The organism is Jannaschia sp. Os4 (genome assembly GCF_016820245.1).
Lineage (GTDB): Bacteria > Pseudomonadota > Alphaproteobacteria > Rhodobacterales > Rhodobacteraceae > Jannaschia.
Genome location: NZ_JAFCAR010000005.1, coordinates 440,081 through 455,277, shown reverse-complemented (window position 1 = coordinate 455,277; position 15,197 = coordinate 440,081). Strand labels below are relative to the sequence as shown.

Sequence of the window (15,197 nt, the reverse complement as noted above, 5' to 3'; positions counted from 1 at the left end):
ATCGACGCCCCCGCCGGACAGGAGCGACGCATGGCAGCCAAGGACACGACCGAGGATCGGCGCGACGATCAGGACGGCGCCCACTCGCTCGACATGAGCCAAGCCGCGGTCAAGAAGATGATCGCCGAGGCCCGCGCCCGCGGCTACATCACCTACGACCAGCTCAATGCGGTCCTCCCCCCCGAGCAGGTGTCCTCCGAGCAGATCGAGGACGTCATGTCGATGCTGTCCGAGATGGGCATCAACATCGTCGAGGACGAGGAGGCCGAGGAGGACGGCGACAAGAAGGACGAAGGCTCCACCGCCCTCGTCGACGCCTCCAAGGGCAAGGACGTCGCCACCACGGAGGCGACGAACGCCAAGCTCGACCGCACCGACGACCCGGTCCGCATGTACCTGCGTGAGATGGGCAGCGTCGAGCTGCTCTCGCGCGAGGGCGAGATCGCAATCGCCAAGCGGATCGAGGCGGGCCGCAACACGATGATCCTCGGGCTCTGCGAGAGCCCGCTGACCTTCCAGGCGATCACGATCTGGCGCGACGAGCTCCTCGCCGAGGAGATCCTGCTGCGCGACGTGATCGACCTCGAGACGACCTTCTCCGGCCAGATGGAGGAGGACGAGCCGACCCCCGTCGTCGGCGCCGCCGCCCCGGCCAACGACAACAAGGCCACCGACTCGAAGCCCGAGCTCGACGCAGACGGCAATCCCATCGCCAAGGACGACGACGAGGACGAGGACGACGGCGCGAACCTCTCGCTCGCCGCGATGGAGGCCGCGCTCAAGCCCCGCGTGCTCGAGACGCTCGACGACATCGCCGAGGCCTACGCCCGCCTCGCCGACATGCAGGACCTCCGCATCTCGGCCACGCTCAACGAGGACGACAGCTTCTCCAAGGGCGCCGAGGAGGAGTACCAGTCGCTCCGCTCCGAGATCGTGGAGCAGGTGAACTCGCTGCACCTGCACAACAACCGGATCGAGGCGCTGATCGACCAGCTCTACGGCATCAACCGCCGGATCATGTCGATCGACTCCGCCACCGTGAAGCTGGCCGACCAAGCGCGCATCAACCGCCGCGAGTTCGTGGACGCCTACCGCGGCCGCGAGCTGGATCCGACGTGGCTCGACGAGATGTCGGACAAGGACGGGCGCGGCTGGCAGATGCTGATGGAGCGCTCCCGCGAGAAGCTGGAGGAGCTGCGCGGCGACATGGCCCAGGTGGGCCAGTATGTCGGCGTCGACATCTCCGAGTTCCGGCGCATCGTGCAGCAGGTCCAGAAGGGCGAGAAGGAGGCCCGGCAGGCCAAGAAGGAGATGGTCGAGGCCAACCTCCGCCTCGTGATCTCCATCGCCAAGAAGTACACGAACCGCGGCCTGCAGTTCCTTGATCTCATTCAGGAAGGCAACATCGGCCTGATGAAGGCCGTCGACAAGTTCGAGTACCGCCGCGGCTACAAGTTCTCGACCTACGCGACGTGGTGGATCCGCCAAGCGATCACCCGCTCCATTGCCGACCAGGCGCGCACGATCCGCATCCCGGTCCACATGATCGAGACGATCAATAAGCTGGTCCGCACCGGCCGCCAGATGCTCCACGAGATCGGCCGCGAGCCGACGCCCGAGGAGTTGGCCGCCAAGCTGCAGATGCCGCTCGAGAAGGTCCGCAAGGTGATGAAGATCGCCAAGGAGCCGATCTCGCTGGAGACGCCCATCGGCGATGAGGAGGATAGCCAGCTCGGCGACTTCATCGAGGACAAGAACGCCGTCCTGCCGCTGGACTCCGCCATTCAAGAGAACCTCAAGGAGACGACGACCCGCGTCCTCGCCTCCCTGACCCCGCGCGAGGAGCGCGTGCTGCGGATGCGCTTCGGCATCGGCATGAACACCGACCACACGCTCGAGGAGGTCGGCCAGCAGTTCTCGGTCACGCGCGAGCGCATCCGGCAGATCGAGGCCAAGGCGCTGCGCAAGCTCAAGCACCCGAGCCGGTCGCGCAAGCTGCGCAGCTTCCTCGACCAGTGAACGGCGCGGCGTCGTGAGCTGGCTGTCGAGGATCTTCGGCGGGGGTGCCCCCCCTGCCCCCGACGCCATCGCCTACGAGGGCTTCGCGATCACGCCCGACCCCCAGAAGGCCGACGGCCAGTGGCGCATCGCGGCCACTATCGAGAAGGACGGGCGCACCCACCGGATGATCCGCGCCGACACGATGGCCGACCGCGAGCAATGCGCCGAAGCCTCCGTCGCCAAGGCCAAGCAGATGATCGACGAGCAGGGCGACCGGCTGTTCGGGTGAACGCCACCTTCACCATCCACACCGACGGCCCCGGCCTCACCGAGTTCACGCGCGAGGTCGCGGCGTGGCTGCCGCCGCGCGACGGGCTGCTGACGCTCTTCGTGCGCCACACCTCCGCGAGCCTGCTGGTGCAGGAGAACCACGACCCGGAAGTGCGCGCCGACCTCCAGACCTACCTCGCGGGCCTCGTCCCCGAGGGGGACCATCCGTCGATGCGGTGGCTCACCCACACCTACGAGGGGCCGGACGACATGCCCGCGCACATCCGCGCCGCGCTGCTGCCCGTCAGCCTCTCGATCCCGGTCGAGGCGGGGCGCATGGCGCTCGGCACGTGGCAGGGGCTCTATCTCTGGGAGCACAGGCGCAGCCCCCATGCCCGCACCATCGCGGCCCATTTCGGCTGACGGTCAGGCGTCCGGAGGGGCGTCGCCCGGCATCCCGTCCCCGTCCTCCGGCCCGCAGGCGGCGAGGATGGCCTTCACCGCTCCCTGCGCCCCCTGCCCGAGGCGGCGCATCTCGCCCATCTCCTGACGGACCTCCTCGATGGCGCCGTCGATCTGGCGCAGCCGCCCCGCAACGAGGCGGCGCTCCGCCTGCACGTCGGCGCAGCGGTCCGCCATGCGGCCCGCCACGTCGCGCAGGCCCGCGGCCATGCCGGGCAGGGCGGAGATCTCCGCCCCCATGCCGCCCGCGCGCCGCCCGAAGGCCGCGACGTCGCGGCGGATGCGCGCGCTCGCCTCCTGGAACTCGGTCGCGCGCGCCTCGCATGCGGCGCTCATCTCCTGCATCCGGGCGGCGACGACCGCGAACCCCGCCGCCGCGTCGCCCGCGCGCGCGGCCTCGACCGTCGCGCCGAAGGACAGCAGTCGCATCGCGCGCGCCGTCCGCGTCATCTCCCCGGCCGTCTTGGCGCTCTCCTCGATGTCCGCGACGAACGCCTCGCGCGCGCGCCGCAACTCGCGGATGGCGTCGTCCACCTCGATCAGCGCATCGCGCAGGTCCATCGCCCCGCCGACCATGCTGCGCGCCTCGCCCTCCAGCCCGGCGACGGCGTGGGTCATGCCGTCGGACTCGACGTGCACCCGCCGCATCACGCGCCGCCCCAGATCCGCGAGCCGCCCGATCCGTCGCACCCGCTCCGCCCGCGTCTCGATCCCCTCCGAGAGGTCGCGCGCGGCGCGGCGGACGCGCGCCGGGTCGGGCGCGGCGCGGTCCGTCCGGTCGGGGCGCGGCGGCGGAGGGGGCGGGGATCCGTCCATGGACGCCCTCCTGCCACGCCGGGCCTGAAGGGGACGTTAACGGCGGGGGCCGGGCTTGCGCCCCCACGGGTGGGGGGGCATGGTCCGCGCGACGCCACCGCTGCGACGATCCCCAACATCTCGCGGCCCGCCCGGACGACGCCCCCGGAGGACCCGATGCGCTGCCCCTTCTGCTCAAACGTCGACAGCCAAGTGAAGGACTCGCGCCCCGCCGAGGACCACGTCGCGATCCGGCGGCGCCGCCTCTGCCCCGCCTGCGGCGGGCGGTTCACCACCTACGAGCGGGTGCAGCTGCGCGACCTCGTGGTCATCAAGACCAACGGCCGCCGCGAGGAGTTCGACCGCCCCAAGCTGGAGCGCTCGATCCGCATCTCGATGCAGAAGCGCCCCGTCGAGCCCGAGCGCATCGACCAGATGATCTCCGGCATCGTGCGGCGGCTGGAGAGCATGGGCGACACGGACGTCCCCTCCTCCGTCATCGGCGAGATCGTGATGGAGAGCCTCGCGCGGATCGACACCGTGGCCTACGTGCGCTTCGCCAGCGTCTACAAGAACTTCCAAGCCGCCGACGACTTCGAGGACTTCGTCTCCGAACTGCGCCCGCCCGCGCCCGAGTGACGCGCCCCGACGACGCCCGCTGGATGGCCGCCGCCCTCGCCCTCGGGCGGCGGGGCCAAGGCCGCTGCGCGCCCAATCCGGCGGTGGGCTGCGTGATCGTCGCGGACGGACGCGTCGTGGGGCGGGGCCGCACCGCCGACGGGGGCCGCCCCCATGCCGAGACGGTCGCCTTGGCGCAGGCCGGGGATGCGGCGCGCGGCGCCGCCGCCTACGTCACGCTGGAGCCCTGCGCCCATCACGGCGCCACCCCGCCCTGCGCCGGCGCGCTCGCGGCGGCGGGGGTGGCGCGTGTCGTGGTCGCGCTGCGCGACCCGGACCCGCGCGTCGATGGCGGCGGCCTCGCCCGCCTCCGCGCCGCCGGGGTGGAGGTGGTCGAGGGCGTGGGCGCCGACGCGGCGGCACGCGACCTCTCCGGGTTCCTGTCCCGCGTCACGCGGGGCCGCCCCGCGCTGACCCTCAAGCTCGCCACCACGCTCGACGGGCGCATCGCCACCGCCTCGGGCGAGAGCCGCTGGATCACCGGCGCGGCCGCCCGCGCCCACGTCCACGCCCAGCGCGCGCGCCACGACGCGGTGATGGTCGGCGCGGGCACGCTGCGCGCCGACGACCCGCTCCTGACGGTGCGCGGGATGGGCGACGTGCCGCAGCCCGCACGCGTCGTCCTGTCCCGCCGCCTCGACCTGCCGCCGGGGCGGATGGAGGCGGGGGCGGGAAAGGTGCCGATGCACGTCCTCTACGGCTCCTCGCCCGATCCGACCGCCCACGCGCGCCTCACGGCGGCGGGCGCGATCCCGACCGAGGTAGCGGAGGGCGACGGCGGCCTCGACCCGCAGGCCGTCATGTCCGCCTTGGGCGATCTCGGGTTCACCCGCGTCTATTGCGAGGGCGGCGGCACCCTCGCCGCCGCGCTGCTGCGCGCGGGCCTCGTGGACCGGCTGGACCACTACGTCGCGGGTGCGGCCATCGGGGCCGAGGGCGTGCCGGGCGTGGGGCCGCTGGCCCTCGCCGCGCTCGCGGACGCCCCACGGCTCGAACTGGTCGACGTCCGCCGCATCGGCGCGGACGCCCTGCTGCGCTGGAAGGCGAAATCCTCCTAGGATTTCGCCGCGCGTTTCCTTGCAAGGAAACGCCTCACCCGTCCGACCGCGTCCGCCGCACGGCGTCCTGCCAGCGGTCGTAGCGCCCCGCGCGCTCGTCCCCGGCCATCGCAGGCTCGAACCGCGTCTCCGCCGCCCACGACGCCGCGAACTCCTCCATGCCGGGGCAGACCCCCGCCTTCATCCCCGCCAGCCACGCCGCCCCCTTGGCCGTCGTCTCCAGCACGGCAGGCCGGTCCACCGGCGCGCCGAGCACGTCCGAAAGGAACTGCATCGCCCAGTCCGACCCGCTCATGCCGCCGTCCACGCGCAGCACCGCGTCGCCGAGGTCCGGCACGTCCGCCCGCATCGCCTCGTAGAGGTCCTTCGTCTGCCAGCCCACGGACTCCAGCGCCGCCCGTGCGATCTCCGCCGGACCGGTCCCGCGCGTCAGCCCGAACATCGCGCCCCGCGCGTCCGGATCCCACCACGGCGCGCCGAGGCCGGTGAAGGCGGGCACCAGCGCCACGTCCTGCTCCGGGTCCGCCTTGGCCGCGAGGTCGCCCGTCTCCGCCGCCGACCCGATGATCCCCAGCCCGTCGCGCAGCCATTGCACCACCGCGCCCGCGACGAAGATCGCCCCCTCCAGCGCGTAGGTCGTCCTGCCGTCCAGCCGGTAGGCGATGGTCCCGAGCAGCCGGTTCGTCGACGTCACCGCCGTCGTCCCAACGTTGAGCAGCGCGAAGCAGCCCGTACCGTAGGTCGACTTCAGCATCCCCGGCTGGAAGCACGCCTGCCCCACCGTCGCCGCCTGCTGGTCGCCCGCGACCCCGAGGATCGGCACGGGCGTGCCCAGCAGGTCCGTCGTCCCGAACGCGTCCGCGCAGTCCAGCACCTCCGGCAGCATGCGGCTCGGCACGCCCAGCAGACGGCAGATGTCCTCGTCCCATCGCCCCTCGTGGATGTCGTAGAGCATCGTGCGCGCCGCGTTGGTCGCGTCGGTGACGTGCCGCCCCCCCTCCGTCCCGCCCGTCAGGTGCCAGATCAGGAAGCTGTCGACGGTCCCGAACAGCAGGTGCCCCGCCTCAGCCGCCTGCCGCGCGCCCTCCACCTCGTCCAGGATCCACGCCGCCTTGGTGCCCGAGAAGTAGGGGTCGAGCAGAAGCCCCGTCCGCGCCGTCACCAGCGCCTCATGCCCCTCGGCCTTGAGCGCGCGGCACCGCTCGGCGGTGCGCCGGTCCTGCCAGACGATGGCGTTGTGAACTGCCTCGCCCGTGCGCCGGTCCCAGATCACGGTCGTCTCGCGCTGGTTGGTGATGCCGATGGCCGCGACTGTCTCCCCCTCGGCCACTTGGGCCGTCCGCCGCACCGTGTCGATCAGGTCCGACGCCCGGTGCTCGACCCAGCCGGAGCGGGGGAAGTGCTGCTCGAACTCCTCCTGCCGGGACGCGCCCGGCGTGAGCGCCTCGTCGAACAGGATCGAGCGGGTCGAGGTGGTGCCTTGGTCGATGGCGAGGATGGTCATGGCGTCGTCTCCCTTGCGCCCATCGCTGCCACGCTTGGCGCGGGGGGCCAAGCATGGCCCGAGTATTTGTGGAACATCGAAGGGGGCGCGCGCGCTCTGTCCCATGCGACACGCCCTGCCCCTCCTGCTCCTCGCCGCGCCCGCCTTGGCGCAGACCGCCGACGACCGCGCGCTGGCCGTGGCCGAGGCCCTGCTTGGCGCGGGCCCGCTGGATGCCGCCGATCCCGGCCCCGCGCTGGTGGCCGCGCTCGACGCGGACGGGGACGGCATGGTCAGCCGGGGCGAGTGGATCGCCATGGCCCCCGGCGGCACGCCCCTCGTCGCGCCCGAGGCCCGGACGGCGGCCACGGACGAGGGCCTGACCCAGATCTTCGACCGCATGGACGCCGACGGCGAGGTGGCGGGCGCATCGGTGGAAGGCGGCGGCGCAGGCGACGGGGTGCTGACGGCGGAGGAGTTGGGCGCGGCGGCCGCGGTCGGGCTGGCCGAGGCCGACCTCGACGCGGACGGGCGCGTCACCGCCGCCGAGGCCGCGCTGGCATGGCCGCTGGCGATCGACCTCGCCCCGATCCTCGCGCTCGCGGAGTGACGGGACCGTGACCTCCCGCCCCATGCCCCTTGGCAACGTCCCGCCGCGCCCCATCTGCCGGGACCAGCGACGGATGGAGGGCACCATGCCCCGCCTCACGGCCAAGGAGATGCTGATCGTGCTGCTCGTCGCGGCTCCCTTCGCCGTGCCGCTCCTGCTGTCCGTCGAGGCGCCGCAGGGCGCGCTGGCCGCGCCCGCGGACTAGCTCTCCGGCTCGGCCACCGCGGCCAGCTCGGCCACGCGCGGCCCGATCGCCTCGACGATCACCTCCACCCCCTCGGCGTTGGGATGGATGCCGTCGCCTTGCATGTAGCGCACCCGCGCCGTCCCGATGTCGACCTCCGCCACCAGCGGCCCGAGGAAGGACGGCGCCAGCAGCGCGCCGTGTTCCTCCGCCAGCTCCGGATACATCGCGTCGAACGCCGCCTTGTAGGCCGCGCCGTAGTTCCCCGACGCCTCCATCCCGATCACCAGCGCGGGCACCCCCCGCGCCGCCAAGGCCTCCAGGATGCCGTCGAGGTTCGCGCGGCTCACCGCCGGGTCCACCCCGCGCAGCAGGTCGTTGCCCCCCAGCGCCACGATCACCGCGTCCACCTCGGGCGTCAGCGTCCAGTCCAGCCGCGCCAGCCCGCCCGCCGTCGTGTCCCCCGACACGCCCGCGTTCGTCACCTCCGCCGCGACGCCCGCCGCGTCCAGCCAGCGGTTCAGCGCGGGAACGAACCCGTCCTCCTCCGGCAGTCCGTAGCCCGCCGTCAGACTGTCCCCCAGTGCCGCGATCGTGACCTCCTGCGCCGCCGCGGGCGCGGCGAACAGTCCCAAAGCGACCGCCGCCACCTTGAGGCCGCGCGCCACGGTGCCATATGCGACTGAACCGAACGGTTCGGAGCTTTCCATGGTCCTCTCCCTCAACGACGCCGCGCTCTCGCTCGACGGGGCGGCGGGGCGCGTCGACATCCTGCACGGCATCACGCTCGACATCGCCGAGCGGCAGACGGTGGGGCTGGTGGGGCCTTCGGGATCGGGCAAGTCGTCGCTCCTCATGCTCATGGGCGGGCTGGAGCGCGCCACCGGCGGCACCGTCGAGGCCTTGGGCCGCGACCTGACCGCCTTGGACGAGGACGCGCTGGCCCGCTTCCGCCGCGATCATATGGGGGTCGTGTTCCAGTCCTTCCACCTGATCCCGACGATGACCGCCTTGGAGAACGTCGCCACGCCGCTCGAGCTGGCCGGCAAGCGGGACGCCTTCGACCGCGCCGCCGAGGAGCTGGACGCCGTGGGCCTCGGCCACCGCAAGGGCCACTACCCCGCCCAGATGTCCGGCGGCGAGCAGCAGCGCGTGGCGCTGGCCCGCGCCGCCGCCCCCCGCCCCGACATTCTCTTGGCCGACGAGCCCACGGGCAACCTCGACCAGTCCACCGGCGAGCAGATCATGGACCTCCTCTTCGGCCTGCGCGACCGCCACGGCGCCACGCTGGTGCTGGTCACCCACTCCATGGACCTCGCCAACCGCTGCGACCGGACGATCCGGCTGGTGGACGGGCGGCTGGAGTCCGAGGCGGTCCGGGAAGCGGCGGAATGACCCCCGCCGCCACCATCGCGCTGCGCGAACTGCGGGGCGGCCTGTCGGGCTTCCGCATCTTCCTCCTCTGCCTCGCCCTCGGGGTGGCGGCCATCGCCGCCGTCGGCTCCGTCCGGGTCTCCATCTCCGAGGGGCTCTCCCGTGAGGGCCGGACCATCCTCGGCGGCGACGCGGAGGTCGAGTACGACTACCGCACCGCCACCCCCGAGGAGCGCGCCTACTTCGAGAGCATCGCCACCCGCGTCTCCGAGGTGGTGGACTTCCGCTCCATGGCCGTCGTCGGCGACGAGCGCGCGCTCACGCAGGTGAAGGCCGTCGACGACGCCTACCCCCTCGTGGGCGCCGTCCGGACCGACCCGCCCCTGCCCTTGGACGAGGCGCTGGACGGCGACCGCGTCGTGATCCACCCCGTCCTCGCCGCGCGCCTCGGGCTGGAGGTGGGCGACGAGATGCGCTTGGGCGACAAGCCGTTCACCGTCGCGGCCCTGCTGGAGTCGGAGCCGGACTTCGGCGCGGGCGGCTTCGGCCTCGGCCCGCGCACGCTCGTCCGCGCGGAGGCGCTCGACGGGACGGGTCTCCTATCAGAGGGGTCGCTCTTCGAGTCGCTCTACCGCATGGAGCTGCCCGCCACGACCGACCTCGACGCCGCCGAGGCTGCGCTCGCGGCCGCCTTCCCCGACAGCGGCATGCGCTGGCGCGACCGCCGCAACGCCGCCCCGCAGGTCGAGCGGTTCGTGGACCGCGTGGGCAGCTTCCTCGTCCTCGTGGGGCTCGCGGGCCTCGCCGTGGGCGGCATCGGCGTCTCGGCCGCCGTCCGCACCTACCTCGCCCGCAAGACGCCCGTGATCGCCACGCTCAAGACCGTGGGCGCCACCGGCTCCACCATCTTCGCGGCCTACCTGATCCAGATCGCCGTGCTGGCCGCCGTGGGCATCGCGCTGGGCCTCGCCCTCGGGGTGGTCATCCCGCTCATCGCCGGCCCGATCATCCAAGCTCGCCTGCCGATCCCGGTGGCGCTGGGCATCCACCCGTTGCCGCTCATGGAGGCGGCGCTCTACGGCGCGCTCACCGCCCTCATCTTCACGCTCTGGCCGCTCGCCCGCACGCGCGACCTGCGCGCCGCGTCGCTGTTCCGCGAGGCGACGGGCACGGGCCGCGCCCTGCCCCGCCCCGCCGACCTCGCGGTCATCGCGGGCCTCGTCGTCCTGCTGGTGGGCCTCGCCGCATGGCTGTCGGGCATTCCCGACCTCGCCCTCTGGGCGGCGGGTGGCATCGTCGTCGCGCTGCTGGTCCTCGTGGGCGCGGCGTGGGGCGTCCGCGCCCTCGCCCGCCGCTTGGCGACGAGCCGCTTCGCCCGCGGCAAGCCCGCGCTCCGCCTCGCCCTCGGCGCCGTGGGCGGCCCCGGCGGCGACGCCACTTCCGTGGTCCTGTCCCTCGGCCTCGGCCTCACGGTGCTGGCCGCCGTGGGCCAGATCGACGCCAACATGCGCGCCGCCATCGACCGTGACCTGCCCGAGCGCGCGCCCGCCTACTTCTTCGTCGACATCCAGACCGACCAGCTCGACCGCTTCCTCACCACGCTGCGCGAGGATCCGCAGGTCGAGCGCGTCGACACCGCGCCCATGATGCGCGGCGTCCTGGCCCGCATCAACGGCGTCGACGCGCGCGAGGTGGCGGGCGACCACTGGGTCGTGCGGGGCGACCGGGGCATCACCTACGCCGACCAGCCGCCCGAGGGCACGCAGGTCGTCGCCGGCGAATGGTGGCCCGAGGACTACGCCGGCCCGCCGCAGGTCTCCTTCGCCGAGGAGGAGGCGCTGGAGATCGGGATCGAGCTGGGCGACGAGGTCACGGTCAACATCCTCGGCCGCGACATCGACGCGACGGTCACCTCCTTCCGCAACGTCGACTTCTCGACCGGCGGCCTCGGATTCGTGATGACGCTCAACCCGGCGGCCGTCGCGGGCGCGCCCCATACCCACATCGCCACCCTCTACGCCGAGGAGGAGGCCGAGGCCCGCCTGCTGCGCGCCGTGGCGGGCGACGCGCCCAACATCACCGCGATCCGCGTGCGCGACGCCATCGACCTCGTGACCGAGGCGCTGGGCGCGCTGGCCGCCGCCACCTCGTGGGGCGCGGGCGCCACGCTGCTCACGGGCTTCGTCGTCCTCATCGGCGCGGCGGCGGCGGGCGAGCGCGCGCGCGTGTTCGAGGCCGCCGTCCTCAAGACCGTGGGCGCCGCGCGCGGCACGATCCTCGCGTCCTTCGCGCTGCGCTCAGCGCTCCTCGGCGCCGCCGCCGGGATCGTCGCCATCGCGGCGGGCGCGACGGCGGGCTGGGGCATCATGACCTTCGTGATGGAGGCGCCCTACCGGTTCGAATGGGTCTCCGCCCTCGTGATCGTGGTGGGCGGCGCGCTCGCCACGGTGCTGGCGGGCCTCCTCTTCGCGTGGCGCCCGCTGGCCGCCCGCCCCGCGCGCGTGCTGCGCTCGGCGGACTGACCGGAGGCCGCCGCCTCCGGGGCGGCGGCCCGGGTCGTCAGACCTTCGCGGCGTCCGGCTCGTCGTCCTTGATGACGGGGATGAACCCCTCCGCGTCTCCGAGGAACAGGCCCAGCTTCCGCAGGCGGGGCACCGCGTCGCAGACGATCTTGAGCACGACGAGCGTCGGGACGGCGACGACCATGCCCATCACCGACCAGATCCATGCGAAGAACGCGACGGACAGGAACACCATCGTGACGTTGAGGCTCAGGCGGCGGCCCACCAAGGTGGGCGTGACGAACTGCCCCTCGATCGAGGTCAGCAGGTAGTAGGTCCCCGCCGCGCCCAGCCCGAACCACAGGTCCATAGAACCCGTGAAGGCGACGAGGCCCGTCACCAGCGCTCCGATCACCGCCCCGACGAAGGGGATGAAGTTCAGGAACGTCGCCATGATCCCGATCAGCCACGGGCTCGGCAGGCCCCACCACCACATCGCCGCGCCGATGGCGACGCCGAGGCCCACGTTGATCAGGGTGATCGCGCCGAGGTAGTTGCCCAGCCGCTCCTCGATGGCGCGCACGGTCCGCACCGTCCGGCGCTTGTCCTCGAAGCGGTCCATCGACTGGACCGCCTTCTGGGTGAACATGTCCCCCGACGACACGAGGAAGAACAGGAGGCAGACCGAGAACACGATCTGGCCCAGCACGCCCGGCGCCACCGACACGAGCGAGTAGGCGATCCCGGAATCGGAGACCATCTCGACGGGCACCGGCTGCTGCGCCCCGGTCTGCGCCACCACCTCCTCGGTCGCGTCCGCCGCCACCGCGAAGGCCTCCAGCGGCCCGCCCGGCGCCGTCAGCGACGACAGGCTCCGCTCCAGCAGGGTCGGGATGTCCGCGACGAACTTGGTGACCGGGTCGGCGAGGACGATCCCCGCGAACACGATCGCCCCGATCAACAGGGCCGTGACGCCCAAGGCCGTGACCGGCGCGGGGATCCCGATCCGCGCCAAGGCGCGGCGCGGGGCCGACAGGATGAAGTAGAACAGGACCGCCGTGGTCACCGGCAGCAGGAACGGCGCCGCCCAGACCAGCGCCGCCACCAAGGCCATCAGGAACAGCCCCCAGATCGGGACCGTGAGCGGGTGGCGCGGCGGGCGCGTCGGGAGGCCCGGCCGCGGATCCTCCACGACGGGCGCCTCCAGCGGCGCCGCACCGTCGGCGGGGGTCACTTCGCGGCCCCCAGCGTGTCGGCCTTCACCGCCCCGCGGTGGCCCATCGGCTCCCGGACGCCGGTGGTCGTGTCGCGCGCGGTCTGATGCTCCAGCTCCGAGTTCAGCTCCGCGCCCACGAGGATCACCAGCGCGCTGATCCACATCCACATCAGCAGCACGACCACCCCCGCGATGGACCCGAACGTCTCGTTGTAGGAGCCGAAGGTCTGCACGTAGATCGAGAACGCGATCGACGCGACGAGCCACAGCGCCCCCGCGATCAGCGTCCCCGTCGTCAGCCACCGCCACTTCGCCGCGTCCCGGTCGGGCGAGTAGCGGTAGAGGATCCCGAGGCCGACCAGCACGATCAGCGCGAGCGGCACGTACTTCAGCACGGAGATCGCCGTCTCCATCCCCGGCGCCCACGACACCACGGCCAGCACGATGGGCACCACCACGACCAGCGCCGCCGCGAGGATCACGCCGACGATCATCCCGACCGTCATCAGCAGGATCATCCCCTTGCGGCGCACGAACCCGCGGGTCTCCTCCTCGTCGTAGGCCACGTTGATGCCCGTCACGAGCGCGTCCACGCCCGCCGAGGCCGACCACAGCGCCAGCGCCACGCCCACGATCAGGCCGAGCGTCAGCCCCCCCTCCGCCGAGGACGCGACCGCGCGCGCCTGGTCCAGCAGGATCTCCGACACGTCCGGCGGCACCACCGCCGTCACCCCCTCCAGCACCGACACCAGCTCGTCGGGGGAGTAGAGCAGCCCCGTGATCGACATCAGCGCCGTGATCGCCGGAAACACCGCGAGCAGCCCGTAGAACGCCACCCCCGCCGCCACGAGCATCACGTTGTCGTTCGAGATCTCCGCGAAGGTCCGCTTGAGCACGTCCGACCACCCCTTCGCGGGGATCTCCGTCGGCTTGGTCGCGTCCCGCCCCCGTCCCGGCTGGAGGCGCGCGGCCTCCTCGGGCGAGGCGGCGGAACGGATATCTTCGGTGGTCGAGGCCATGAGGGGCTCCGTGGTGCAGGTCGCGCCGGAAACGCCCCGACGGCGCGGTTGTTCCCCCTCCGGTCCCGCTCAACCCCCGGTGGGCGACACCTCCAGGATGACGGGGAAATGGTCCGACCCGACGTCCCGCCCGATCTCGAACCGGTGCACCGTGAGCCCCTCGGTCACCAGCGCCTGGTCGATCGGGAAGCGCAGCCACCACGACCGGGCGTCGAACGACGCCGCCACGCCGCGCCCCTCGCGCGGGTCGAGGAAGCCGCCGATCTCGCGGTAGCGCACCGAGGCGCGCGTCCACACCACGTCGTTGAAGTCCCCCACCGCCGCCACCGGCAGTTCGAGGTCGTGGCCCAGCTCGGCCGCCAGCTCGATCTGGCGGTCGCGCTCCTCCACCGTGGTCATCGGGACCGGCGGATGCGGATGCACGCCCACCACCACGAAGGGGCCGCCCTCCGCCTCCAGCCGCGCGACCACGGCCGGCTCGTCGTCGCGTGAGGGGAACACGATCTCCGCCTCCCCCGGCAGCCGCGAGGCGAAGATCATGCCGTAGAAGTCGTCCGCGATCCGCTCGGCCCGCAGGTCGTAGCCTTCCAGCGCGGGCGCCACCGCCTCGGCCCAGACCGCGTCCGTCTCCATCAGCAGCAGCACGTCCGCGTCCACCTCGGCGATCCAGTCGCGCACCGCCGCGTGCCCGTCGTTCGTCTGCAGCACGTTGAGCGCCGCGATCCGGATCCCCGCGCCGTCCGCGATCTCCACCGTCTCCGGCGCGAAGGGGAGGTAGCGCCACACCCACGACGTCTGCCACGCGCCCGCCGCCAACAGCACGAGCAGGGTCCAGCCCCGCACCCCGCGCGGCAGCGCCCACCACGCGAGCGGGAGCAGCAGGACGGCCAAGGCGAGGACGTGCAGCCGCGGGAAGTCCCACATCCGCACCCACCATGCCGAGGACACCGAGAACGGCAGCAGCGTCGCCACCGCGACCCCCGCCGTCAGGAGCAGGACCAAGCCGCCGAGCACCCGGCGCATCACGGACGCGCGTCCTCCACGGCCGGCGGGAAGGGCGCGGGGCCGTGCACCCGTTCGAGATGGGCGCGGATCGCGGCCACGTTGCGCCGGTTCGACTTGATGCCGACGTCGAGCAGGTCGCCGATCAGCGGCACGGAGCCGACGGCCCAGTCCAGCGCCGTCCAGCCGGCCATCTTCGCCTTGCTTGGCCCCGGCATCCCCAGCCGGTGCCCTTCGAGCAGGATGTAGCCCGCAGGCCCGAGGGGCGCGATGTCCCCGATCCCCGGCACCAGCCCGAGGATCGAGTCCCAGCCGAAGCGGATCGACGTGCCGGGGATCCGATACCGGCTGTCGAGGTTGTCGGCGAGCCGCTCCAGCCGCCGCAGGCGCTCCCACGGGGGCGGGGTCGGCGTGGCGTAGGCCGCCGCCGGGTCGGGGGCGACGCCCGCCTCGGCGGGCCTGTCGGTCATGGGACGTCCGTATGTCATGCCCGATCAGCGCGCGGCCCGCCCGACTTGTTCCCGGCGCGCGCTGCTGCCACCCA

15 protein-coding genes are annotated in these 15,197 nt (G+C 73.0%); 8 read left to right on the top strand and 7 right to left on the bottom strand.

Features of this window, described 5'->3' with window-relative positions:
• The first annotated feature begins 30 nt into the window (after positions 1-30).
• The 3 genes from rpoD to JQC91_RS16050 are packed head-to-tail and all read left to right on the top strand — an operon-like array spanning position 31 to position 2,694.
• Positions 31-2,019, top strand: coding sequence for an RNA polymerase sigma factor RpoD (gene rpoD, locus JQC91_RS16060; RefSeq protein ID WP_203288356.1), 1,989 nt, complete (start codon positions 31-33; stop codon positions 2,017-2,019).
• Between the two features lie 13 nt (positions 2,020-2,032).
• Positions 2,033-2,290 (top strand): HlyU family transcriptional regulator, encoded by a 258-nt coding sequence (locus tag JQC91_RS16055; protein WP_203288355.1) that lies wholly within the window; start codon positions 2,033-2,035, stop codon positions 2,288-2,290.
• Positions 2,287-2,694 (top strand): secondary thiamine-phosphate synthase enzyme YjbQ, encoded by a 408-nt coding sequence (locus JQC91_RS16050; protein WP_203288354.1) that lies wholly within the window; start codon positions 2,287-2,289, stop codon positions 2,692-2,694. The genes JQC91_RS16055 and JQC91_RS16050 overlap by 4 nt, the downstream gene beginning before the upstream one ends.
• Positions 2,695-2,697: 3 nt before the next feature.
• Here the strand turns inward: JQC91_RS16050 and JQC91_RS16045 are convergent, their stop codons facing one another.
• Positions 2,698-3,549, bottom strand: a complete 852-nt coding sequence (locus JQC91_RS16045) for a hypothetical protein (RefSeq protein WP_203288353.1) — start codon at positions 3,547-3,549, stop codon at positions 2,698-2,700.
• A 156-nt stretch (positions 3,550-3,705) separates the two neighbouring features.
• Between JQC91_RS16045 and nrdR the strand changes: the two genes are divergently transcribed.
• Both nrdR and ribD read left to right on the top strand, forming a co-directional pair.
• Positions 3,706-4,167, top strand: a complete 462-nt coding sequence (gene nrdR, locus JQC91_RS16040; RefSeq protein WP_203288352.1) for a transcriptional regulator NrdR — start codon at positions 3,706-3,708, stop codon at positions 4,165-4,167.
• The gene (ribD, locus tag JQC91_RS16035; protein ID WP_343069998.1) at positions 4,164-5,264 is read left to right on the top strand and encodes a bifunctional diaminohydroxyphosphoribosylaminopyrimidine deaminase/5-amino-6-(5-phosphoribosylamino)uracil reductase RibD; all 1,101 of its coding nucleotides are present in this window, start codon (positions 4,164-4,166) and stop codon (positions 5,262-5,264) included. The genes nrdR and ribD overlap by 4 nt, the downstream gene beginning before the upstream one ends.
• A 34-nt stretch (positions 5,265-5,298) precedes the next feature.
• Here ribD and glpK read toward each other — a convergent pair whose 3' ends face one another.
• Positions 5,299-6,768 (bottom strand): glycerol kinase GlpK, encoded by a 1,470-nt coding sequence (gene glpK, locus JQC91_RS16030; RefSeq protein ID WP_203288350.1) that lies wholly within the window; start codon positions 6,766-6,768, stop codon positions 5,299-5,301.
• A 103-nt stretch (positions 6,769-6,871) separates the two neighbouring features.
• On the opposite strand from glpK, the gene JQC91_RS16025 reads away from it, so the two are divergent.
• Positions 6,872-7,357, top strand: a complete 486-nt coding sequence (locus tag JQC91_RS16025) for a hypothetical protein (protein WP_203288348.1) — start codon at positions 6,872-6,874, stop codon at positions 7,355-7,357.
• 201 nt (positions 7,358-7,558) lie between these two features.
• On the opposite strand, the gene JQC91_RS16020 is transcribed toward JQC91_RS16025, so the two are convergent.
• The gene (locus tag JQC91_RS16020; RefSeq protein ID WP_203288346.1) at positions 7,559-8,251 is read right to left on the bottom strand and encodes an arylesterase; all 693 of its coding nucleotides are present in this window, start codon (positions 8,249-8,251) and stop codon (positions 7,559-7,561) included.
• Here JQC91_RS16020 and JQC91_RS16015 point away from each other — a divergent pair.
• Both JQC91_RS16015 and JQC91_RS16010 read left to right on the top strand, forming a co-directional pair.
• Positions 8,250-8,936: an ATP-binding cassette domain-containing protein gene (locus JQC91_RS16015; RefSeq protein WP_203288344.1), complete on the top strand. Its 687-nt coding sequence runs from the start codon at positions 8,250-8,252 to the stop codon at positions 8,934-8,936. The genes JQC91_RS16020 and JQC91_RS16015 overlap by 2 nt on opposite strands.
• Positions 8,933-11,437: an FtsX-like permease family protein gene (locus tag JQC91_RS16010; protein WP_203288343.1), complete on the top strand. Its 2,505-nt coding sequence runs from the start codon at positions 8,933-8,935 to the stop codon at positions 11,435-11,437. Before JQC91_RS16015 ends, JQC91_RS16010 begins: the two co-directional genes overlap by 4 nt.
• Before the next feature lie 37 nt (positions 11,438-11,474).
• Here the strand turns inward: JQC91_RS16010 and JQC91_RS16005 are convergent, their stop codons facing one another.
• The 4 genes from JQC91_RS16005 to JQC91_RS15990 form a co-directional block, all read right to left on the bottom strand.
• Complete coding sequence (locus tag JQC91_RS16005) at positions 11,475-12,650, bottom strand: AI-2E family transporter (protein ID WP_203288342.1); 1,176 nt, start codon at positions 12,648-12,650, stop codon at positions 11,475-11,477.
• Entirely contained in the window at positions 12,647-13,651 is a 1,005-nt protein-coding gene (locus JQC91_RS16000; RefSeq protein WP_203288341.1) for a YihY/virulence factor BrkB family protein, read from the bottom strand. The genes JQC91_RS16005 and JQC91_RS16000 overlap by 4 nt, the downstream gene beginning before the upstream one ends.
• 69 nt (positions 13,652-13,720) lie before the next feature.
• Entirely contained in the window at positions 13,721-14,674 is a 954-nt protein-coding gene (locus tag JQC91_RS15995; RefSeq protein ID WP_203288340.1) for an endonuclease/exonuclease/phosphatase family protein, read from the bottom strand.
• A complete protein-coding gene (locus JQC91_RS15990) occupies positions 14,674-15,123 on the bottom strand; it encodes a DUF4112 domain-containing protein (RefSeq protein ID WP_203288339.1) in 450 nt (149 codons plus the stop codon). Before JQC91_RS15990 ends, JQC91_RS15995 begins: the two co-directional genes overlap by 1 nt.
• Between the last annotated feature and the right edge of the window lie 74 nt (positions 15,124-15,197).